At 58.5% G+C, this 21,900-nt stretch carries 15 protein-coding genes and 2 CRISPR repeat arrays (1 of these 17 cut by a window edge); of the genes, 11 read left to right on the top strand and 4 right to left on the bottom strand.

Annotated features, from left to right (window positions below; genetic code table 11):
* Window positions 1-1,345: direct repeats of the CRISPR family, unit length 36 nt; unit sequence GTCTGAACCACTGCCCCGATTCGAGGGGATTGAGAC; it begins 2,467 nt to the left of the window's first position.
* Window positions 1,346-1,648: 303 nt separating this feature from the next.
* The 8 genes from dmul_RS12765 (at window position 1,649) to cas2 (ending at window position 13,002) form a co-directional block, all read left to right on the top strand.
* Entirely contained in the window at window positions 1,649-3,085 is a 1,437-nt protein-coding gene (locus tag dmul_RS12765) for a hypothetical protein (RefSeq protein WP_020875246.1), read from the top strand.
* Window positions 3,085-3,894, top strand: a complete 810-nt coding sequence (locus dmul_RS12770) for a hypothetical protein (protein ID WP_020875247.1) — start codon at window positions 3,085-3,087, stop codon at window positions 3,892-3,894. The genes dmul_RS12765 and dmul_RS12770 overlap by 1 nt, the downstream gene beginning before the upstream one ends.
* Window positions 3,895-3,896: 2 nt before the next feature.
* Window positions 3,897-5,396 carry a hypothetical protein gene (locus dmul_RS12775; protein ID WP_020875248.1) on the top strand — a complete coding sequence of 500 codons (1,500 nt, stop codon included), beginning with the start codon at window positions 3,897-3,899 and terminating at the stop codon, window positions 5,394-5,396.
* A 9-nt stretch (window positions 5,397-5,405) separates the two neighbouring features.
* Window positions 5,406-6,476, top strand: a complete 1,071-nt coding sequence (locus dmul_RS12780; RefSeq protein ID WP_020875249.1) for a hypothetical protein — start codon at window positions 5,406-5,408, stop codon at window positions 6,474-6,476.
* 301 nt (window positions 6,477-6,777) lie between these two features.
* Window positions 6,778-8,054: a CRISPR direct-repeat array (repeat unit 36 nt; unit sequence GTCTGAACCACTGCCCCGATTCGAGGGGATTGAGAC).
* A 571-nt stretch (window positions 8,055-8,625) separates the two neighbouring features.
* Window positions 8,626-9,969, top strand: coding sequence for a tetratricopeptide repeat protein (locus dmul_RS12790; RefSeq protein WP_020878022.1), 1,344 nt, complete (start codon window positions 8,626-8,628; stop codon window positions 9,967-9,969).
* Between the two features lie 23 nt (window positions 9,970-9,992).
* On the top strand, window positions 9,993-11,612 hold the full coding sequence (locus dmul_RS12795) for a CRISPR-associated primase-polymerase type A1 (protein ID WP_020878021.1): 1,620 nt from the start codon (window positions 9,993-9,995) through the stop codon (window positions 11,610-11,612).
* 64 nt (window positions 11,613-11,676) lie between these two features.
* Window positions 11,677-12,723, top strand: coding sequence for a CRISPR-associated endonuclease Cas1 (gene cas1 / locus dmul_RS12800; protein WP_020878020.1), 1,047 nt, complete (start codon window positions 11,677-11,679; stop codon window positions 12,721-12,723).
* Complete coding sequence (gene cas2 / locus dmul_RS12805) at window positions 12,724-13,002, top strand: CRISPR-associated endonuclease Cas2 (protein WP_020878019.1); 279 nt, start codon at window positions 12,724-12,726, stop codon at window positions 13,000-13,002.
* A 60-nt stretch (window positions 13,003-13,062) separates the two neighbouring features.
* Here the strand turns inward: cas2 and dmul_RS12810 are convergent, their stop codons facing one another.
* The 3 genes from dmul_RS12810 to dmul_RS12820 all read right to left on the bottom strand — a co-directional run bounded on the left by dmul_RS12810 (window position 13,063) and on the right by dmul_RS12820 (window position 16,707).
* Window positions 13,063-14,505, bottom strand: a complete 1,443-nt coding sequence (locus tag dmul_RS12810; protein WP_020878018.1) for a DegQ family serine endoprotease — start codon at window positions 14,503-14,505, stop codon at window positions 13,063-13,065.
* Between the two features lie 107 nt (window positions 14,506-14,612).
* Complete coding sequence (locus dmul_RS12815; RefSeq protein ID WP_020878017.1) at window positions 14,613-16,052, bottom strand: ATP-binding protein; 1,440 nt, start codon at window positions 16,050-16,052, stop codon at window positions 14,613-14,615.
* Window positions 16,030-16,707 carry a response regulator gene (locus dmul_RS12820; RefSeq protein ID WP_020878016.1) on the bottom strand — a complete coding sequence of 226 codons (678 nt, stop codon included), beginning with the start codon at window positions 16,705-16,707 and terminating at the stop codon, window positions 16,030-16,032. Before dmul_RS12820 ends, dmul_RS12815 begins: the two co-directional genes overlap by 23 nt.
* Before the next feature lie 576 nt (window positions 16,708-17,283).
* Here dmul_RS12820 and dmul_RS12830 point away from each other — a divergent pair.
* The 3 genes from dmul_RS12830 to dmul_RS12840 all read left to right on the top strand — a co-directional run bounded on the left by dmul_RS12830 (window position 17,284) and on the right by dmul_RS12840 (window position 19,830).
* Window positions 17,284-17,898 carry a cobalamin-dependent protein gene (locus dmul_RS12830; RefSeq protein ID WP_144016529.1) on the top strand — a complete coding sequence of 205 codons (615 nt, stop codon included), beginning with the start codon at window positions 17,284-17,286 and terminating at the stop codon, window positions 17,896-17,898.
* Window positions 17,899-18,055: 157 nt separating this feature from the next.
* Complete coding sequence (locus dmul_RS12835) at window positions 18,056-18,415, top strand: cupin domain-containing protein (protein WP_020876073.1); 360 nt, start codon at window positions 18,056-18,058, stop codon at window positions 18,413-18,415.
* A 131-nt stretch (window positions 18,416-18,546) separates the two neighbouring features.
* Window positions 18,547-19,830, top strand: coding sequence for an SH3 domain-containing protein (locus dmul_RS12840; RefSeq protein WP_020876074.1), 1,284 nt, complete (start codon window positions 18,547-18,549; stop codon window positions 19,828-19,830).
* A 34-nt stretch (window positions 19,831-19,864) separates the two neighbouring features.
* Here the strand turns inward: dmul_RS12840 and dmul_RS12845 are convergent, their stop codons facing one another.
* On the bottom strand, window positions 19,865-21,862 hold the full coding sequence (locus dmul_RS12845) for a peptidase U32 family protein (protein WP_020876076.1): 1,998 nt from the start codon (window positions 21,860-21,862) through the stop codon (window positions 19,865-19,867).
* Between the last annotated feature and the right edge of the window lie 38 nt (window positions 21,863-21,900).

Consider the following 21,900-nt stretch of genomic DNA (forward strand, 5'->3'; position numbering starts at 1 on the left):
TTCAAACCGTTCACCATCAAAGGGTCTGAACCACTGCCCCGATTCGAGGGGATTGAGACTAATTCGTTCAATTAATTTTAATCTTCCACATCTGAATTGTCTGAACCACTGCCCCGATTCGAGGGGATTGAGACTCTGTGCTAATGCCCAGATGCCCGAACCAATCTTTTTTAGTCTGAACCACTGCCCCGATTCGAGGGGATTGAGACTTCGGTGAATACAGTAGCATCATAGGTTACTCCTTGGTCTGAACCACTGCCCCGATTCGAGGGGATTGAGACAGAGGTACGCCTCATCATCACCCTCTTCATCATAGTAGGTCTGAACCACTGCCCCGATTCGAGGGGATTGAGACTACGAGTGTATGTCCGAGGTGCGCACATTCGATGACACAGTCTGAACCACTGCCCCGATTCGAGGGGATTGAGACTGTGACCACGAGTAGTTCTTGTGTAGGCCACACTGTGTCTGAACCACTGCCCCGATTCGAGGGGATTGAGACTTGTCAGTCCCTTTTTCATGGCTTTCGCTAAAGGTGCTGCTGGTATGGCCCAGTCCATGTTGATTGGACCAAGATCAGTCTGAACCACTGCCCCGATTCGAGGGGATTGAGACAAGATGTCCGTTGAATCACATGGAATCCCATAAATCTGTCTGAACCACTGCCCCGATTCGAGGGGATTGAGACTTTATTGTTTTTATCAATATGTTTCTCAACATATTGAGTCTGAACCACTGCCCCGATTCGAGGGGATTGAGACAACAGACAATGCAAAACCAATAAAACATAACCATTGCGTCTGAACCACTGCCCCGATTCGAGGGGATTGAGACATCGCGTCCAAGGCGCAGGCGTCCGCGACTTGACCGTAGGTCTGAACCACTGCCCCGATTCGAGGGGATTGAGACACATCTCCATTGCCATCAAGACAGCTTCCTTGATTGGTCTGAACCACTGCCCCGATTCGAGGGGATTGAGACTCTATAACCCGTTGAAAGCACTGTGTATCTGGCTCGGTCTGAACCACTGCCCCGATTCGAGGGGATTGAGACATGTGATTCCACGCCATCCTGGCGAGGGCTCGCACGAGTCTGAACCACTGCCCCGATTCGAGGGGATTGAGACTCTATAACCCGTTGAAAGCACTGTGTATCTGGCTCGGTCTGAACCACTGCCCCGATTCGAGGGGATTGAGACATGTGATTCCACGCCATCCTGGCGAGGGCTCGCACGAGTCTGAACCACTGCCCCGATTCGAGGGGATTGAGACATGCCTGTGCACTCTATATCGGAGAGTACTCGCATTGTGTCTGAACCACTGCCCCGATTCGAGGGGATTGAGACTCGCCTTTTCTTTTCTAAAAAATTTCTCCCGCTTTTGAAAAATCCCTCCTCAATGCCGTTTAGCGCGATAAATTGAAGATGATTCCTGCCTCGGTTGCCGCCACCGGCGCGGCCGTTATCCCTGTTGTCGGCGCTGCCGCCGGGCGCCAAGATTGCCGGCGGCAGCGCCCGCTATCAACTGCTGAGAACAGAGGACGGAATGCCGCCCGTAGACGGCGGTTCATAACAGCAAACCAACACGATCAGTACGATTGATCTCGATCGGATGTTGCCGCCCCAACATCCCAAAGAAAGGAAGGCTCAATGACGCTCCTGAAACGCATGTGGAAATGGCTTACGGCTTCATCCTCACGGGCCGCGAGAAAGGGGCACCCGGACCTGTATCCCCTGAATGTGGCGGCACTGGCTCAAGAACTCAACCTTGTCGATGAGGGTCGGCGCCTGGGAGAGGCGGGGATTCCCGAATCCGATGCGAAAACCTTGACCGGACCGGAGGCCGCCGTGGTTCAGAAGGTTGAAAAAGCACGGCAGGATTATATCGACTGGGCGGTGATCCGCCTCAATATCCACAATCGGGATCTGGGACGGCGTCGTCTCACCCGGGAAACCGTCGATCAGGCACTGCAGGCCCACAAGATGTTCAACCGAACGGCCGATGCGCTCCTGACCGGTCGGGAAAGTCTCGTGCGTCGCCTGCGGGATTCAGCCGTAAACCAGCTTGCCGAGTTGGCCGCTTTCCAGGCCCGACATAGCCTTGCGCGGGACGCACGAACCCCGAGACACAAACTTCTCACCTGGGGTCTTCTGATTTTTCTCATCGTGGTGGAGGGCGTGCTGAATGCCTCGTTTTTCGCCCAGGGGGTAAGCACCGGTCTCATCGGCGGATTTTTTTACGCCGTCGTGCCGGCGGGCATCAACGTAGTGGTGACATTCTTTTCAGGAAAACACCTCGTCTGCTACATCCGCCGCAATCAGGTCCGCTGGAAAATTGCCGGCGTCGTTTCGTTGCTGGCGACTCTCGTTTTCATGACAACAATGGGGTTGGGCATCGCCCATCTGCGAGACAGCCTCACGGCGGATGCTGTGGAACCGGCCGCGGCGGCCCTGCAGGCGATGAAAGACAGCCCCCTGCGGCTGCGTGACATCTTCTCCTGGCTTCTCTTTGCCGTCAGCGTTCTGGGCGGGGGGTTGGCCCTCGCGGACGGGATGACCAGCGACGACCCCTACCCCGGCTACGGTCCGATATACCGGCGGGCCCAGCAGGCCGTCGATATCCACGAGGATGAAATCGCCGCCCTCCGCGCCGACCTCGAACGGAAAAAGGACGATCAGCTCGAGGTTCTGGACCGGATCATAGCCGAATCCCGGGCCAACGTGGCTGCCCTCGCGTCTCTCATCGACGACAAGGCCGCCACCGCATTGCGCCTCTCTAACGCCCTTCAGGATGCGGACAATGCCCTGGATGCGTTGTTGAGCCTATTTCGTACAGCCAATCAACTGCATCGAAACGGAACGCCGCGGCCGACCTGTTTTGACATCAGGCCCAAACTTCGCCCGGTTAAGGTGCCCGATTTCGACACGACCGCCGACAAGGCGCTCCTCGATGAAGACCGTTACACGTTGAAGACGCTTTTGGGGGAAATTCAGGGAATCCGGGCATGCATCCAGGAAGCCTTCAACCAGCGGTTCGACGTGTTCGAACCCCTCGACGCTCATTTCCCGAGAAAGGAACGTGTCTGATGGCCAGAATCAGCCGGCATGAAAGAAAACAACGAAAAAAAGAGATCGTTTGGGGCGCTGTCGCACTGATCACGGCGCTGGGAATACTCGCATCAGCCATGACGTATGTCTTTTTGAACAGGGATGACGTCATCGGTGCCAAAACCCTCTGCCCCGCAGGCGGCCCCCGGGGACACTACGTACTCCTGGTGGACACGACGGACAGAATGCGTTTCGCGCAGAAGCTCGCGTTCGACGTCATCTTCCGCGATATCATCGAAAAGCGTATGCCCGAAGGCTATCTGCTCTCCATCTTCGTCATGGGGGAAGACGTCAGGGCCAACGCACGGCCTCTGATCGAGATCTGCAATCCCGGCAGGGGCGCGGACAAAAGCGAGTGGACGGCCAATCTTGAGCGGCTGCGCCGGCGCTACGAAGAACGCTTCCGGAAGGTGCTTCTCGATCAGGCCGCGACGCTCGTCGATTCAAAACCGGCCAAAATCTCTCCCATTCTCGAAACGCTGCAGATGGTCGGCATCAACGCCTTCCGCAGGCATGATGTCCAGGGGGAGCGGCGCCTCATCATGGTGTCCGACATGCTGCATCACACCCCTCGGTTCAGCATGTACCGGGGCATTGTGGACTACGAAACCTTCGCCGCCTCCGGGTATGCCCGAAAGGTCCATGCCGAGCTCACCGGCGTCAAGGTGGAAATCCACTACCTCATCAATACCCCCGAACTGCAGACTCGACGGAACCTGGCATTCTGGGAAAACCATTTCAACAGCACCGGCGCACAAATCGTCGCCGTCCGACCCATGGAAGGATGACCATGCAGCGCAAGATCGGTATCAACGTTCAAAGACTCTTCATCACGACCATCCTTCTGAAGATCGGCTTGTCCTTTCTGGGATGGCGGTTCCAGGATCCCTGGGTTCTGGGTACGGCAGGGCCTCTGGCGGTCATGTCGGCCTATATCGTTATCGGCATCCACCGCCGGGACAGCGATCTGAGCGATGAGAAGTTTGCCGACACCTGCTACTACCTCGGCTTTATCTTCACCATCACATCCATCATTTTCAGCCTGTTTGACCTGCCGAATATCGGCACACGCATTCAGGACATCTCCGTTCGGTTCGGGGCGGCCATGGTGAGCACCGTGTTCGGACTGACGGTTCGGGTAATTCTGGTCAGCTTCAAAAAAGATTATGCCGACGCCGTTGTCGAGGTGGAGGATGCCGTCGTCGCTGCGGCGCAACGTTTTCACGAACAGCTGGACATCGCCGCCGAGAGGTTTTTCGCTTTTCAAACCAAGGTGGACAACGCCGCTGCGGAATCCGTCGAAAAGGCTGAAATGCGGATGGAGCGGCTTTCCCAAAACCATTCCGAGAGGCTCGCAGCCTTTTTCGCCGATTTGACCGAGCGACATCAGGCCGCCGGCAGCCGCACGTTCGATGGGATCGACGCGGCAAGCCGCCGGCTCTCGGAAACCGTTGACGGTTATACGCAGGGTATTCAAAAACACCTGACGAATGTTGAAGCCGGCGTGACGGCATTCACCGACGCGATTACAGAACGGTTGAAAACGACAACCTTCCCGGACGACTATTTTGTCCGTCATCTCGAGGCCCCCCTGATCCGTCTGAAACAAAGCACCGGGATCGTCTCGGAGAACATCGAAACGGCGGCCGCGACAGTGGGCGAATCGACAGCGGTTTTTTCTGACGCCCTGACAACGCTGCGAAAAAAAGCGGATGTCGCCGAATGCGCCCTCGACAGGGTCCTCCACCTGACGGCGCGGCAGCACGCTGTTCTTGACGCGGCTCAAGGCCAGTTGACCGTGCTGGAAAGGCTGACAGGCACCCTTTCCGAATTTGGCACGGTAATGACCCATACCCACGCCGGCATCGCCGCCGGCAACATCGCTGCCGCAGACCTGTCGAAACGAATGGAAGCCCTGATTTCGGAATTTGCCGTGTCTCAACAGCGCCTGGGGAACACCCTCAAAGATGTTGTCGCCCGGCTCACGGCCAACGCAGCGGCTGTCGAGGCGGTTGCGAACAAGCTGGATGATGCGGCTTTTGCGAGAAAAACAGCGGTTCACGGTCTCAGCGATCAGTCTGCCGAAATGCGCCGGCTGACGCGTACCCTTGTCGCCGCCGGCACCATGTTGTCGGAACTCCTGTCCCGCATGAATACCGGGCATGCGACCAGTGCCGAAACGACGGAACAGGAGATCGGGGAAAGCAGGCCCTTCCGGAGTACGGAGCATCTCGTGCGGAAATCTATTGGCTCGATGACGGCACCTGATCCGTCAGAAACCCAAATCTGAGGATCCGATATGACACAACGAAACGATACGGTCTTTCATCTGTCGCTTTCCGAAATCGCGTTTACGATCTGCTTTCTGCTGCTGCTTCTGCTGGGCTGGCTGGTGTTCAGGGTTCAGGCCGAAAAGGCGGCCCTGGCGGAAACGTTGAAGAACATCCAATCCACCGAACGAAGCGCGTCGGCGGCCCTTGATGCGATCGGGAACGTCATGACCGACGGGGTCGGCAATTCCGCGAAGCCCACCCCCGAAGAAATCATCACACGGCTCGTCGCCGCGGAAAATGTCCACAAAGAGCGGGACTGCTTTCTGCAACGAATTAAAGATCTTGAAAGCCGCCTGACGGCGCTCGGCAAGATGCAGGAGCGGATTCAAGCAGTGGCCCGGACGAGCCGCCCGGATACCGCACTGGAAAGGATAGCCGATGCGATGGCGCTTCAGACTCTGGCTGAAACCACCATCAGGAGGCAAAACGCCGGTCCGGTGCTGCAGAAAGATCTGATACGTCAGGTCGAGAACGCTCTGGTGGCCGGGTGCGAACTGAAAAAACAGCTCGAGACGCGGTTGAATACGCCTCTGAAACCCGGACGGGAGCCCGACATCATCCGAAATATGGTTGCCGCGATGGAACGTTTTGACGGACTCTCCGAAAACAACGCGGGCATTGACCTGGTCAAGCGGGAAAACGCGGATCTTCGCGGCCGGATCGCCTACATGAAACGCAGAATGGAAGACCGCGGCGGTCTCGACTACCCACCGTGCTGGGCAGATGAGAAAACCGGGAAAGTCGAATTTTTGTTCAACGTGGAAGTGAAACCCGACCAGGTCGTCGTTCTGCCTGCCTGGCCCGAACACCGTGAAATCGAGGCACGCGCACTTCCCGGCATTGAAGGGATTTTATCCGATCCCCCCCTGTCCAACGCCGATTTTATCCGTCGCGTTCAGGGCATTTTCGATCAAAGCCGCGAACTTCAGTGCCGTCACTTTGTCCGGCTCAAAAGCACCATTGACGACGCCGTTCAATCCGATCGGGCGCGGCTGATGGTTGAAAGCTTCTTCTACAAAAGCGAGGTCCGGCGATAATGCAGGATAGGATTAGAGAGAACGGCCCGAACAGGTTTTTCCCCGCACATAATTTACGATTTTTCCCGAAACACCAGCCAACTGATTACAATAACTTTAAAACACAATGGGTTGGGTTGTTTTTTCTCATGCGCGGCGGGAGGGAGATGTGCGGGGAACAATATGGTTAATATTCAAAGAGAGTTACATGAAATTTGTGCCGTTTTGGAGGTGGGGAAAATTTTCCCAAACACGTTTTTTGGGGGGATGTGCGGAAACCCTGTTGCAACCCCAAGAAAAATTTGCTAAAAAAACAGCCAGAGTCTGAACCACTGCCCCGATTCGAGGGGATTGAGACTTGAAGTAGAAGTCATGGCAATTTTCGCAGATGATGCAGTCTGAACCACTGCCCCGATTCGAGGGGATTGAGACAACAGCCTCATTAACAACCGCAACTGCCTCAGCATTTGTCTGAACCACTGCCCCGATTCGAGGGGATTGAGACACCCCGCAGTGGGCGCAGGTTCTCACCTGCTCATCACGTCTGAACCACTGCCCCGATTCGAGGGGATTGAGACCGCTTTCACCCTCAACCTTTTTAAGAATAGACTTAGCGTCTGAACCACTGCCCCGATTCGAGGGGATTGAGACGATGAGAGCGTTTCTTTTCAATTCATACTCACGATTCGGTCTGAACCACTGCCCCGATTCGAGGGGATTGAGACGTATTCAACGATGCAGCTTAGCATGTCAGCGACTTTGTCTGAACCACTGCCCCGATTCGAGGGGATTGAGACTTGAACATACTTCGCAGCAGTATAAGGGCACCATGTTGTCTGAACCACTGCCCCGATTCGAGGGGATTGAGACTGCATTTTCATTGTGCTTAGTCTCCTTATTTTGTTTTGGTCTGAACCACTGCCCCGATTCGAGGGGATTGAGACCCGGGCAATTTTCCGGGAAAACGATTTCCGCGGAACCGTCTGAACCACTGCCCCGATTCGAGGGGATTGAGACGAGACCGTTGATTGTTTCCACCTTACCATTAACGTGTCTGAACCACTGCCCCGATTCGAGGGGATTGAGACCCCTCGATCTTTAGAAATTGTTCCGCAGAGATATAGTCTGAACCACTGCCCCGATTCGAGGGGATTGAGACGAGGATCGTGAATTCTCCTGAGTTTTCTTCAACGTTCGGTCTGAACCACTGCCCCGATTCGAGGGGATTGAGACATCACGTTTTCGCCTCCTTTTTTTATTACTGAGTAAGGTCTGAACCACTGCCCCGATTCGAGGGGATTGAGACTTAGATTTGGGAATTGACGCTTTATAGACTTTCATCTTGTCTGAACCACTGCCCCGATTCGAGGGGATTGAGACCCCCAACGCGGCAAGGGCTATCTTTCGGCTCAATTTGGTCTGAACCACTGCCCCGATTCGAGGGGATTGAGACCCCCAACGCGGCAAGGGCTATCTTTCGGCTCAATTTGGTCTGAACCACTGCCCCGATTCGAGGGGATTGAGACTTCATAAATATCTCCTTTTCCACCATGTTCCGCCTGAGTCTGAACCACTGCCCCGATTCGAGGGGATTGAGACTTGTCGCCTTCTTTCCTGTATAGACATCCGGCGACGCCGTCTGAACCATTGCCCAAGCGCACAACTGCGTATTTTGTTCACCCTGCCCCACCCCTCTCAAAATTTTTCCCGGACTATTCTGAAAAATCCACCAGTCACACCGTTACTGATCCTGTGCACGTCTTTCGACGCTTACGATAGAAAGACTGACTGCACGGACATCCATTTTCCGATGTTCAAGCAGGTGAAAGCAGGTAGGGAGAGGAGGCCGGGAATTGACGATGTTGTATTTCAGGGAGCTGGTTCGGCTGTGCCGCCCGAATTTGAGAACGGCTATCTTTCTTGGAAAGTTGTATTCCAGGAATGAACAGAAACTCTGGATGCTGTTGAAACGTTGGGATTGAACCGCCTGGAAAAGGCGCTGTTCCGATGCCGCGGCGCTGAACGCAAAGACGCTTCGAAACCGGCGGGTTTCGAAGCGTCCTCCACAACACATTTCAACATTTTTTTTGGATTTTCTGAAAAAAGTCACCGTGATGCCGTTAGGGTATACAGAAACGACAATGACAAACCATTCCCGACGGAGGTCTCGATGAACGTGCCGAACAAAGCATCCGAAACAGATGACAGTGTTGTGGTCCATGACGAAAAAACCGGGATTGTCGAAGACGAATTCCTGCAGGTGAACGATCTGGTGACCGTCAGAAAAGATGCAGCCAAAAAGGCGGCCAAAGGCGTGCTTGCGGAGCTGGAGGTCATGATTCGTGAAAAGCGTTGGGAGGATGCGATCACTCTTTTCCACCCCATCGAAGAGAAGGTCCCCGAAACGATCGGCAGCGGATGGGATGGATCCATCCGCCGGAAGATCGCCTTTGCCCTGGGACAGATCAACCGCTTTGACGATGCTATCCGTGAACTGGACGCCTGTATTCAGGCCGACCCCGAAAATTTCTTTCTGCACAACTCCTTAGCCTATACAGCGTACAATTCCCTTTACGCGGCGAAGAACAAGGAAATCTTCCTGAGCGGCAAAAATCGACATGAACGCATCGACCTGGCTCACCGGCATTTTGCGGCGGCCCAGGCGCTCCGGCCGGACGGCGTGACCAACTTTTATCGCCAGGGCATGTTGTATCGGCAGATCGAACGGAAAACGTCCCAGGCACTGCCGCTGTTTTTCAAGGCGATTTCGAACTGGGAAAGCCTTTCGCCCGAAGACCGGGAGGCCAGGCACCAGGAACGCAAGAACTACATCAAGGCCCTTTATCAGGGGGCGTCGGCCGTTCTGGAAAACGGCAGACCCCAGAAGGCCCTGGATCTGCTCAAGCAGTGCCTTGCGGAGGACAACGGCACCGACCACATTTCCATGACCTTCAAGTATTTCGCTCTGGGAAAGGTCCATTTTAGTATGTGCCGGTTTGGCGAGGCCAGGGACGCGCTTCTGTTTTCATTGAAATGCAGCTCCTCGGGGCCGGTCGATTTTATTCGGGAACTTCTGGCCCGCACCTATCTCGCACTGGACAATCCAGCCAAAGGCCTTCAGGAAATCGAAAAACTTCCTGAAAGAATCCGAAGGCCTTATGTTCGCTGGACCGAGTCCGATCTGCGCATCAGCCTCGAGGATTTTGCCGGCGCCAGGGCTGTTCTGCTCAACGCCGTCGAACGCGACAACCGCTCCCGCCACAAGACGCTGGTCCGGCTGGCCAGGCTTGAATATCTCCTCGGCGGGTACGACAAGGTCATCGAGCACGGCAAAAGCGCCTGTGATTTTTTCATCGAGAAATGGGGCCAGGTGTATGCCGAAGGACTGTACTGGCAGATCCTGGGGGCCTATCGGTCCGGCGCTCCGGATAACGCCCGGACCCTGATGAGTCAGCTCGAAACGGAGCATCCCGACTACCCTGGGCTCGACAAGCTGAAATCACGCCTGACGTGAACGTCTGAAGAAAGGGGACAATCTTGAACCTTCCCGACCTCAAAAAACAGTCCTCGGATGCCGCCGACTTCCGTCTGATGCTGGCCTCTGTTGAAAAGCGTTTGCTGGCAGGCGAATTGACGGAAAGCGACCGCTCTTTTCTCGCCAGGTCGGATATCCGGCGGCACCTGAACCCGACTCAGAAAGTCCGATGGGCCGCCCTTGCCCAGATGGCCGGCGAGGTCGAAACGGCATTGTCCATCCTCGCCGCCGTAAACCGGGAAACGCCGGACAACGAGGCGGCATGGAAAGCTCGCCTCGAATTGCTCACGGCGTTGGGACGGAATCAGGAACTGGCCCAAGTCCTGGCGAGCGCGAAAGCGTTTCTTGACGACGGCGTCCTGAAACCGTTTATGGAAGCCGGCGATGAAAAGCGGGTCGAGCAGCCTGTTTCCGAAGATGCATTGCCGTCCGACGGTCCCTTTGAACGCCTTCGACGCCGGCAGGAACGCATTGAGCGCTACCTTTCCATTTTTTCGGGAAGAAGCGACGTGTTCGCCCGTCAGTGGGTGGACAGGGCCGCCGGAAAACAGGGATACGTGCCGGTTCGAAGAGGATTGTCGCCCCAGGACGTCGAGGATCACCTGAAAGGGGGAAAGACCTATGGCGTTTACCTTCTCAAGGAGGACAACACCGTCGCCTTCGGCGCCGTCGATGCCGACCTGAAAAACGAGTTCAGAAAATTGCCGCTGACCGGGGAAAACCGCCGCCGGATTCACCGGGAGAAGGTTTACATGGTATCCCGTATGAAAGAGCTGGCCAAAGCAGCCGGAACGGAGACCCTGGTGGAGTTCAGCGGGGGAAAGGGATTTCATTTCTGGTTCTTTTTCAAACCTCCGGCGCCCGCCGATGCGGTCAGGCTTTTTTTGACGGGGTTCCAGGAGACCCTGGCCGGGGATCTTTCGGCATTCTCACTGGAGGTTTTTCCGAAACAGGACCGTCTGGGCGGAAAGGGGTTGGGCAATCTCATCAAGCTGCCCCTGGGGGTTCATCGCCTCACGGGAAAGGTTTCCTGTTTTCCGGAATGCGCCGATCGGTCACAGGGTGCCCAGCTCGATTTCCTCTCGCACGTCCGCTTTCTGTCGCCGGATCAGCTCAAGGAGAGCACCTCTTCACCCGGGAAAGGGCCTCCCCTCATCCACCCGAGATGGAAGGCCTGGGCTGAAACCTACCCGGAGCTTTTCGCGCTGGAAAGAAAATGCCCACCCCTTGGGCAGGTGATCGCCGCCTGCAGAAACGGCATGCCACCGGCCCAGCGCGAGGAGCGCGTCCTGCTGCAGACCATCGGGTTTCTGCCCCGGGCCAAACGCCTCCTCCATTACCTGATGGGAAGCGTACCGGATTACAATCCCCATCTGGTGGATTTCAAGCTGAGTCGTCTCAGGGGCACACCGATGGGATGTCAGCGGATTCATTCCCTGATGTCGTTTGACGGAGACTTCTGCGAATTCAGCAGGATATCAAAGTACCGGCATCCGCTGCTGCATGTGGATGGGTGGACCGACGCCTCCTCGGTTGGAAGAGCGGAGAAGGTGGAAAATCTTTCCGGTGCTTTGGAAAATCTCAAGGCGGCTATCGATCAGGTCCTGATATTCGTGACCTGAGGGGATATCGATCCGAGCCGGAATATGCCGCGCCGGCGGTATGGGTACAAAGGAGCGTCATGCCATGGAATCCTTGTATGTTATCGAGCCGGGATGCTATCTGCGCCGGGAGGGTGCGGTCCTGAATATCTGCAAAGGGAAAGCGGTGGTGGACCGGATTCCGGCGGACGGATTGAAGCGCCTGATGCTGGTGGGTTACGTATCTCTCACCGGCGGCGTCCTCGATTTCCTGATCAACCGGCGGGTGGAGACGGTATTTATCACGGCAACCGGGCGTTTCCGGGCACGGCTGGGGGGCGACGTCCATCGGCACGTTCAGTTGCGCCGCGCCCAATACCTCACATTGAGCGGTGTGGGCGGCCCGCCCGTCGCCGCCGGCATCGTCTCCGGAAAACTGGAAAACATGGCGCGGTTCCTGATCAGCAGGGGCAGACGGTATGATGACGAGGCCCTGCGCATCGCCTCGGCCCGAATCCGTGCCATTCGGCATATCTGCGATGAGGGCACCTCCGATCTCGACCGATTGAGAGGCCTGGAGGGCGCCGGCACCCGCATCTATTACGGCGCCTTCGGCGGTCTCATCAAAAATCCGGACTTCCGCTTCACCGGACGGAACAAGCGCCCCCCGCTGGATCCGGTCAATGCCATGCTCTCGTTCGTTTACACGCTGTTAACCAACGAGGTGCTCTCCGCGGTCAAGGCCGTCGGCCTCGATCCATACCTGGGCGCGCTCCATGAGATCAGCTACGGCCGCCCCTCCCTGGCCTGCGACCTCGTGGAGGAATATCGGTGTCTGCTCGGCGACCGGATGGTTCTCGGATTGGTCAACCGGAAAATGCTGTCGCCCGGGGATTTCATATACCGGAAGAATCCGCCGGACACCTTCGTTGACGAGCGGGATATGAAGGAAAAACGCCCCGTCGAGATGAAGCCGCCGATCATGAGAACCTTCATCGCGAGCTACGAAGAGATGATGGCCAGGGAAATTTACTACCCTCCGGACGACTGCCGAACCGCCTACAGGCAACTGATTCATCGCCAGGCCGCAAGGTTTGCCGAGCACCTTCTCGAGGAGGGGAAGCCCTACAAACCGTTCATCATGGACCATTGAATGTTTTACCTGGTGTGTTTCGACATTGTCGACGACAAGACCCGGCGGCGCGCCGTGAAGATTATAGGCGAATACGGCTGCCGGGTTCAGAAATCCGTTTTCGAGTGCCCCGGTCTCGGGGAGAAACGCTTCCTGACCCTGCGCAACCGTCTCGAGGAGGTGATAGACAACCTGTGGGACACCGTCCGGTTTTACCGGCTTTGCAGCGCATGTCTGAAGGAGACGGAGTTTGTGGGGATCGGCGAGCCGCCTCGGGACGATTCGGCGAGGATTGTCTGAGGGTTCGGGGCGGGCGGCGCGCCGAAAGGGGCGGGAGGTTGGCCCCGCCCCGTAAAGAAATTATTTGGTCATGTTGGCGACCACGAAGCCGCCCCGGGGTCTTTTCATCAGGAACCGGATCGCTTCGCCTTTCTTGATCTTGCTCATCAGGCTCTGGAATTCGGCGATGGAGGACACCGGCTCCCGGTTGATCTCGATGATGAGATCGCCCTGGCGCACGCCGGCGTTTTCGGCTTTGCCGCCCGAGGCCACATCGGTGACCAGAACGCCTTTGGCATCGCTTTCAAAGCCGAGCCGCTGGGCTGTTTCGGGGTCGAGGGTTCTGAGTTCGAGGCCCAGGTCTCCGTTGTTCCGGCGGTCCGAGCCCACACGCTGAATCTCGTTGTCCCGTTTGCCCAGGGTGACCTCCACCGTCTTTTCCTTTCCTTCCCGGATCAGGGTGATGGACGTTTTTTTGCCCACGGGAAGGTTGGCGATCTGGGCCGACAGCTCACGGCTCGACTTGACCGGGTTCCCGTCCACCGCGATGACGACGTCGCCGACCTTGATGCCGCCCTTATCCGCCGGATCCCCCTCGTAAATCTGGGAAATCAGGACGCCGCTCTCCTGGTCGATCTTGTAGTATTCCTTCAGCTCGTCGGTCAGGTCCTGGATGCCGACCCCGAGCCAGCCCCGGGTCACCTCGCCGCTCTTTTTCAACTGGCCGACGATGTTCATGGCCATGTTGACGGGGATGGCGAAGCCGATCCCCTGGCCGCTGGCGATGATGGCCGTGTTGATGCCGACCACCCGCCCGTTCATGTCCAGGAGGGGGCCGCCGCTGTTGCCGGGGTTGATGGAGGCGTCGGTCTGAATGAAATCGTCATAGGGGCCTGCGCCGATGACCCGGCCCTTAGCGCTGACAATCCCGGCGGTGACGGTCTGCTCGAGGCCGAAGGGGCTGCCGATGGCCAACACCCAGTCGCCCACCCGCAGGCTGTCCGAATCCCCGGTCTCAAGCGCGACGAGATCCTTGTTGGGGGCGATACGGATCAAGGCCAGGTCGGTGTTGGGATCCCGACCGATCACCTCGGCGTCGAACTCCTTTTCATTGGAGAGGCGAACCTTGATCTCATCCGCGCCCTCGACGACATGGTTGTTGGTCACGATATACCCTTCCGTGTCGATAATGAAGCCGGAGCCGAGGCTCTGCTGCTTGAAATCGTGGGGACCCTCGTCGGGAAGCTGGGGAAAGAGATCCTTGAACGGGTTGTCCCGGCCGCCGAAGGGGTTGCCGTAAAAATGCCGGAACACCCGCCCGCCGCCGCTCATGGTTTTGACCGTCCGGATGTTCACGACGGCCGGCCGCACCTTTTCGGCAAGCTTGCTGATGTTCATGGGCACCATGAGGGTGCCGTCGCTCTCGGCGGCCTCAACGTCCACGGCGATGCCCGTCGTCAGAAAGATTGCCGCGATCCAGAGGGTCAGTATCGAAAGATATCTGTTGTGCCGCATCCATTTCATGATGGTTTCCTCCTGATTTTATGTTGAATTGACGATAAAAGGCTTTTAACGGAAAGTATAATACGGCGGAGAGGTTGCCTCAAGATGATGAGAAGATTACCAAATGGTCATGTTTTCCGCCCCGGTTCCTCGCTGACGGAAAGCGCCAGGGAAAAAACGCTGCCGACGCCCGGGGCGCTCTCGACCCGCACGTCGCCGCCGTGGGCCGCGGCCACGCTCCTCACCAGGCTCAACCCCAAGCCTGTTCCCGAGAGGCTTCGGCTGGGGTCGCACCGGTAAAACCGTTCGAAGATGTGGGGCAGGTCCGAGGCATGGATGCCGATGCCCGTATCCTCGATCACCACCTCCAGCCGGCTGGGATCCAGCCCCACGACGAACACGTCCACGAAGCCCCCTTCCGGCGTATACTTGACGGCGTTGTCGAGGAGGTTCCCGACGGCCCGCTGGAGAAGGCGCGGATCCCCGATAACGATACACCCCTCGGGCGTCCGGCGGGTCAGCGTCACGCCCTTGTCCTCGGCGAGGGGCTCGTACAGCTCGCAGGCCCGCCGGACCAGGGCGCCCACGTCCACGGCAGTCCGTTCGATAACCGCCGCGCGCGCTTCGGTCTTGGAAATCATGAGCATGGTGTTGATCATGTCCAGGAGTCCGTCGCACTCCTCGATCACGCCCGCCGCCATCCCCTGATATTGCGCTATGGCCCCGGGGTCGTCGCCCGCGGTGGTCAACGTCACCTCGGCCATGCCCCGGATCCGGGTGACGGGGCTCTTCAGGTCATGGGCGATGTTGTCGCTCATCTCCCGGATGCCGACGACCAGGCCCTCGATACGATCCAGCATTTCATTGAAAGTGACGGCAAGGCGTTCGATCTCGTCCCCCCATCGCTTCACCGGCACCCGCCGCCCCAGGTCGCCGCCGGTGATCTCCCGGGCGGTTCGGGTGACCTCCCCCACCCCGCTGAGGGCCTTTTTGGCCATGAACCAGCCGATCAGGATCGACAGCGCCGACAAGGTCACGAGGGTCCCCACGAGGATCTTCCGGGAGGCTTCGATAAACCGGCCGGCGTGCTCCATGGGCTGGCCCAGCTGTAGAATGACGCCCGGACCGATCACCCGGTACAGGATCCGCACCCGGTATCCCACATTGGGGTCCACAAGGGTGTCGAACACATGCGGCCGGCCTTCGATCAACCGGCGGATGGCGTCCCTGGCCACGGCGATGTTCTCCCAGTAGGACATGTTGGACGACGAGAAGGCCGAGCCGTCCATATAGAGCAGCCTGAAAAAGATCTTGCGCTCTCCGGCCGCCTGGGCCTCCAGAATCATCACCCGCTTGACGGCGTCGATCCCCTTGGCCTTGAAGATGGACTCGAAGGTGCTCACCTGGTTCAGCAGCTCCTGGTCCGATCGCTCCTCCAGGAGGCGTGTCACCATGAGGTAGGACAGTAGAAAGGCCACGCCCGAGAGGAGAATGACGATGGTCCCGTACCACAGGGTCAGCCGGAACGCCAGGGTGCGGGGCCGGCTAATCCAATTCCTTGAGCACATACCCGACGCCTCTCACCGTGTGGATCAGCTTGCGGTCGAAATCCTTGTCGACCTTGTCCCTCAGCCGGCAGATGCGGGCCTCCACCACGTTGGTCCTGGGATCGAAATTATAGTCCCACACATGTTCCATGATCATGGTCTTGGACACCACCCGGCCGGCGTTTCGCATCAGGTATTCCAGGAGGGAAAATTCGAGAGGCTGGAGCTCGATCTTCTGATCGTCCCGCACCACCCGGCGCGTCACCAGGTCGAGGGAGAGGCCGCCCACCACGAGGCGCATGGGTTCCGACACCTCCCCGGCCCGGCGGATCAGGGCTTGAACCCGGGCCAGGAGCTCCGAAAAGGAGAACGGCTTGGTGAGATAGTCGTCCGCCCCGATCTCGAGCCCCTTGACCCGGTCGTCGATCTCCCCCCGGGCGCTCAGAAAGATCACCGGCGTGCGGACCTTTTCCCGGCGCATCGTCTCCACGATGGAAAGCCCGCTCCGCCCGGGCAGCATGATGTCGATGACGGCGGCGTCGTAAGGTTCGGAAAGCGCCAGGTGCAGCCCCTCCTCCCCGTCGGCGGCATGATCGACGGCATATCCGGCCGCCTTCAACCCTTTCACGATGAAGTCGGCGATCTTCCGGTCGTCCTCCACCAGCAGAATTCTCATAGCGTATCCTCGACGGCTCCGCAAAAAGTCCTTTCACCGTAATGCGGGAAACCGATTGAAAATCAATTTATGACTCAGCTTTCGACTTTCATAGGCAGGTGCCTCTATCCGGTTATCGTCATGAAATTCAACTTTCGGCTTTCATGATGGTAACCGGATAGAGGTGCCGGCCTATGAAAGTCGAAAGCTGAGTCATAAATTGATTTTAGTGCCGCTTAAGCGCCGCGGAGGGTCAGCGGCCCGGACTGTTTGAGCGCAGCGAGTTTCCGGGCCGCCCGGAGCAAGCTTTAGCGGCACTTGAACGAAACCGCGTGGGGCGCGGGCCGTATCCTCCCGGCACCGGCCTATGAAAGTCGAAAGCTGAGATGAAAGTCGAAAGTTGAATTTATGACAAATGCATCATCCCTGACGTTTCGGAAGGGTTCGGCTGTTGGCGTCCCCCCGGTCGGCAGCCTGGATGCCTTCTTGCCGGCCGTTCCAGGTTACCCCATATGAAACGGATGGAAAAGGGATAAAATCCCGTCTTGTCCGGCAGGCGGCACAAAATCCTTGAATCCGGGGTCCAAAGCCTTTAAGATGTCCCGCGATACCCGGGAGGGGCCGTATCCCGAACATCCCCTCCCCTTCAGCCGTGCCGTATATCGAGGTAACCTCATGATCCAGACCGGCGCCGACCTTCGAAAGCGCATCTCCGAGATGGTTGAAACCCTGCGGAAAACCCGCAGGCCTTCCAGAAACGCCTTGCTGTCCGCCGCGCAATCCGTTCTGGATTGGAAGCAGGAACACGGCGCGGCGGGCTTGTGGGACCCGCCGCCCCTGATGGTGACGGCAACGATGGACGACGGTTGGGGCCACGGTCTCGAGGTGATCCATCGCTACGGCGAGGTTGCCGGGCTCTCCATCGTCCGTCTGGGGCTTCTCAGGACCGCCGATGAGATCATCCGGGCCTGCACGGACCTGCGGCCCGACATCCTGGGTCTGACGGTGCTCCAGTTCGACACGGTGGACACCCTGGCCGAGATCCGCCGCAGGATTCCGGGGGAGACCCGGATCGTTGCCGGAGGGCCGATCTTCGGTGCGGATCCGGACCTCGCCCCCGGCGCGGGGATCGACTTTGTCGCGACGGACGCGGTCGCGTTCATCGAGTATCTGTTGCGTTTCCAGCCGGCGCGGCCGTCCTGGACAAATTGACCCTTGACCATCGCAGCGCCTTTGTGTATCAATACAGCCGATATTATAAGAAATATCGTTCGAATTGACAAATTCCCGCGCTTTTTGGAGCCTGACAACGTCAACCCGTCGATCCTCCTTAAAAATCCGGCGGTGATATCCTTATCGAGGAGATCCAATGGAAAAAATCAATATTACCGAAAAACTTCGCACCTTCGACAAATTCTGGCAATCCAAGCTGATCGGCGAATACAACGGCCGACCCCTCAAGATCATCAAGTTGAAGGGCGATTTCGAATGGCACCATCACAAGGACGAAGACGAGATGCTTCTGGTCCTGAAAGGACAGATGACCATCGAGTTCCAGGAGGACACCCTCGTATTGGGAGAAGGCGATCTTTTCATCATCCCCTGCAACACCCCTCATAAGCTGGTGGCGCCCCAGGAGGTCAACATCCTCATGATCGAGCCCAAAACCACCTTGAACACCGAGAATCATCTCTCCCGGAGACCCGTCAGGCCCGAAGAGCCCATGTAGGTCCACGGTGTTTCGGGGCCGGGCCGGCATGCGGCTTTCCCATGCGCTTCAACGCGGCAGCCCGGCGGGATGCGCCGACTGCGGGCCTCGGTGATGATGCCTCAACCTTTTCGACACAAAGACAGTTTTTGATGAACCTGAATCGTTTTCGACCTGTTCGCATCGCCTTTTTCGGCTTGTTAACGTTCATCGCCGTTTCGGCCATGATCGATCCCCTTGCCCTCGCGGCCGATGACGCCGACGTCGTCACCGTCCGGACCGCGGAGGGCAAGCTCTACACCCAGCCCGTCAAGATCGCGCCGGTGATGGAAACCCTTGAAAAAGGCGTCCGGTTGATGCTCCTCCATCAGAAGGGCGAATGGTTTGCCGTGAGCCTGCCCGACCTGCGCCTGGGATGGATTCACGAAAGCATCTTCGCGCCGGAGAGGACGGCGGCCAAATCCGAGGCCCCCGCGGATCAGGGTTCGTCGCCGACGGATTCCCGGGACACGGCGGAACGACAGGGCATTCTGAAGGTCGACTCCGGCCGGGTTCGGGGCAACCCGTCCATCGACGCCGAGCTGGTCTTCGGGTTGAGCCGGGGGGATCGCTTCACGGTTCTGGCCGAACAGGGCGACTGGTACCATATCCAGGCCCGAAACGGACAAAAGGGATGGATCCATCACTCCCTCTTCGATTTTTCCCCGCCGCGCCCGACCGCAGCCGAAGACGAATCCGCCGAAACGACGCCTCCCCCCATGGAAAGCGATGCGCCTGCCGATCCCACGATAGCGGAAATTGAAACAGCCGATGTCGCCGCGGAAAACGACGACGCCGACACCGATGCCGGGTCGGTGGAAGACGGGTTTCAGGTCGTCGTCAAGGTCCGGTCCGGAAGGGTCAGAACCGCACCGTCGACGGCGTCGCCCACGGCCTTCGGAATTCTCCGGGGAACCCGGGCCGAGGTCGCCGCCGTCGAGGGAGAATGGTACCGCATTCTTCTGCCGGACGGTCGAACAGGGTGGGCCCACGAAACACTTTTCGACACGGAAGGACGGGACGGGGCCGATAAACCGGAATCCCGCGATGCCTCGGTGGTGAAGGAGATCGAGGCCATCGTGTTCGACACCACCCCCGAGGGGCACGAAACCATCACGGTTGAACTGAACAGCTTCAATCCCCCCAAAGCTTACACCGTCAAGGGCAAGACAGCGCCCCTTGTGGTCTGCGAGTTCGCCGACACCCGCCTTTCCCCGAACATCGGCAGCACCGTCCCCGGCCGCGGCGAATTGGTGAAGGCCGTCTCGGTGCGGCGGGACGGCGGGGCGAATTCACCGGTCCGGATCGAGGCAGCCATCGATCCCCGGTTCAAATACAGCGTGGATCAGTTTTTTTTCAAAAAAGAGAACCGATACGTCATCACCTTCAAAAAATAGCCGGCGGTCCCCCGGCCTGCCGCGAGGCCGGGCGTTAAGCCAACCCGACCTTCCAGTTCCACCATCCCGGCCGATCCTTGATTTGAACATGCCTCGGCACCGGCTCGTCGAGGGTGACGAAAACGCGATACCCCGCTTGAACCAGGGCTTTTTTCTCCCCTTCGAGGTTGAGCCGCCAGTTGGGATAGATCCATGTATTCTGACCGTATCGCTCGATCCAGGCCACCTCGCCCCTGGGGCTCGTGACCGGCTGATTGGACGCCGCGGACGTCGGAACGATCCTCGAGATGCAGAGCGGCCAGTTGCCGGCCAGGACGATGCCCAGCGGAATGGGGCTCTGCCGGGGAAGTGCGGCATAATCGCCGGCGCCGAGTTCGGGGCTCACCATGCACCCCTTGAAGCCCGCTGCGGCGACCGCACGGACGGCCAGGGGATTGGCGATGTTGCAGAAAGGCCCGGCCCACAGCGCCGTGGATCCGGCGTCCCTGAAAAACGCCGTCTGCCAGGGGGCGTTCAGGACAAAGGTTCGGCCGCCCCCATCCCGAACCGTGTCGATCACCTGCTGCCAGAGGTCTTCCTCGTCCGGCCAGACCACGGGCGGAAGCCACCACCAGATATCCGAAAACCGCTGTTGCGGGATCCCTTTCAGCACCTCCGGCGAGAGCCATAGACCGGCGGCGCCGCGCCGCGTCCTTCTCTCCAGACGGCGGCCGACCCGGAGATCGAGGGGCGGACGGGACTTCAGCGGCTTTGTGGGCATCCCCGGCCGGTAGCCCGATGACGGCTCGGGAACGGTGACCTTCGGCAGCGCGGACGAAAGGGCGTCGATCATCTCCATCAGCGCCTTCTCCCTGCGGTCGGTCAAAAACACCGGCGCGTTTTGAGCCGCTTTCCGCCGCCCGCCTGTTTTGATATAGAGACGCCCCTTTTTCGGCACGGACGCGCCGACGCGGATCACGCTGTGCCAGGGTTCGTCTTCATATCCGACGCGCAGGACATCCCCCGGCAGCAGCGCTTCACGCGTATCCACATAAGCGCCCTCGGCCGCCCCCTTGACCCTTCCGATCAGATATCCGGAGCCGGTCTGGTTTTCCGGGTTGACGGGATTCTGGGGACGCTGGGGCAGAAAATGGTAATGGGTTCCGGTCCGGCCCAGGGACCATGTCAACAGGTCGAGGGCGTCCCGTCTCTTCCGGACGTCGCCGAAGTGGTCCCGCAACATCTGATAGGCCTTTACGGTATAATAGACATAATGCGGCCCTTTTTTGCGGCCTTCGATCTTCCAGGTCGACACCTTCGGAATGGTGAGAAGGACCTTGACGAGTACGTCGATGCTGAGGTCCTGGCATGAAAAATAGCGTCCGGACCGCCCCTGCTGGGTGTAAAGCCTGCGGCAAGGCTGCACGCACCGGCCCCTCAGACCGCTTTTCCCGCCCATGTAGCTGCTCCAGTAGCATCGCCCGGACACGGCGTAACAGAGCGCGCCGTGAACGAAGACCTCCAGATCCAGTCCGTCGGGGCAGGCATCGGCCATCTGCTTGATTTCATCCACGTTGAGTTCCCTCGGCAGGACGATCCGACGAAAACCGGTTCCGGGGATGTCGCGAATGGATTCGAGCGCCCTGGGGAAGGTGACATTGGCCAGGGTCGACAGATGCAGTTCACCGTTATACCCCACCTCCCGGGCGATCTCGGCGACGGCCAGGTCCTGCAGAATGAGCCCGTCCGGATTGACGTAACGGTTCAGGCGGTCCACCAGACCGGCGCAGGATGCCAGCTCGTCGGGTTTGATCAGGGTATTGAGCGTGATGTAGACCCGGGTTCCCCGCTCGTGGGCGAGGCGGGTCAGCGCCGCCATCTCTTCAAGGTTGAAATTCTTGGCGGCCATCCGTGCGGAAAAATCCTTGAGGCCGCAGTATACGGCATCGGCGCCGGCGGCCAGTGCCGCCAGAAAGGCCGCCCGGTTGCCGGCCGGCGCCATAATGGCCGGCGGCGGGTTCAGCGCTTCAGGCGCTTTTTCAGGGTTTATCAATGGGTCATGTCCTTGTCCGGTCAGGCCGACCGCCCGCA

It is taken from the genome of Desulfococcus multivorans (genome assembly GCF_001854245.1).
Lineage (GTDB): Bacteria > Desulfobacterota > Desulfobacteria > Desulfobacterales > Desulfococcaceae > Desulfococcus > Desulfococcus multivorans.

What these genes read in the sequence shown, in the direction of transcription:
- dmul_RS12765 (WP_020875246.1), top strand. Translation starts at nt 1,649, where the DNA reads ATGACGCTCCTGAAACGCATGTGGAAATGGCTTACGGCTTCATCCTCA.
- dmul_RS12770 (WP_020875247.1), top strand. Translation starts at nt 3,085, where the DNA reads ATGGCCAGAATCAGCCGGCATGAAAGAAAACAACGAAAAAAAGAGATC.
- dmul_RS12775 (WP_020875248.1), top strand. Translation starts at nt 3,897, where the DNA reads ATGCAGCGCAAGATCGGTATCAACGTTCAAAGACTCTTCATCACGACC.
- dmul_RS12780 (WP_020875249.1), top strand. Translation starts at nt 5,406, where the DNA reads ATGACACAACGAAACGATACGGTCTTTCATCTGTCGCTTTCCGAAATC.
- dmul_RS12790 (WP_020878022.1), top strand. Translation starts at nt 8,626, where the DNA reads ATGAACGTGCCGAACAAAGCATCCGAAACAGATGACAGTGTTGTGGTC.
- cas1 (WP_020878020.1), top strand. Translation starts at nt 11,677, where the DNA reads ATGGAATCCTTGTATGTTATCGAGCCGGGATGCTATCTGCGCCGGGAG.
- cas2 (WP_020878019.1), top strand. Translation starts at nt 12,724, where the DNA reads ATGTTTTACCTGGTGTGTTTCGACATTGTCGACGACAAGACCCGGCGG.
- dmul_RS12810 (WP_020878018.1), bottom strand. Translation starts at nt 14,505, where the DNA reads ATGAAATGGATGCGGCACAACAGATATCTTTCGATACTGACCCTCTGG.
- dmul_RS12815 (WP_020878017.1), bottom strand. Translation starts at nt 16,052, where the DNA reads ATGTGCTCAAGGAATTGGATTAGCCGGCCCCGCACCCTGGCGTTCCGG.
- dmul_RS12820 (WP_020878016.1), bottom strand. Translation starts at nt 16,707, where the DNA reads ATGAGAATTCTGCTGGTGGAGGACGACCGGAAGATCGCCGACTTCATC.
- dmul_RS12830 (WP_144016529.1), top strand. Translation starts at nt 17,284, where the DNA reads ATGTCCCGCGATACCCGGGAGGGGCCGTATCCCGAACATCCCCTCCCC.
- dmul_RS12835 (WP_020876073.1), top strand. Translation starts at nt 18,056, where the DNA reads ATGGAAAAAATCAATATTACCGAAAAACTTCGCACCTTCGACAAATTC.
- dmul_RS12840 (WP_020876074.1), top strand. Translation starts at nt 18,547, where the DNA reads ATGAACCTGAATCGTTTTCGACCTGTTCGCATCGCCTTTTTCGGCTTG.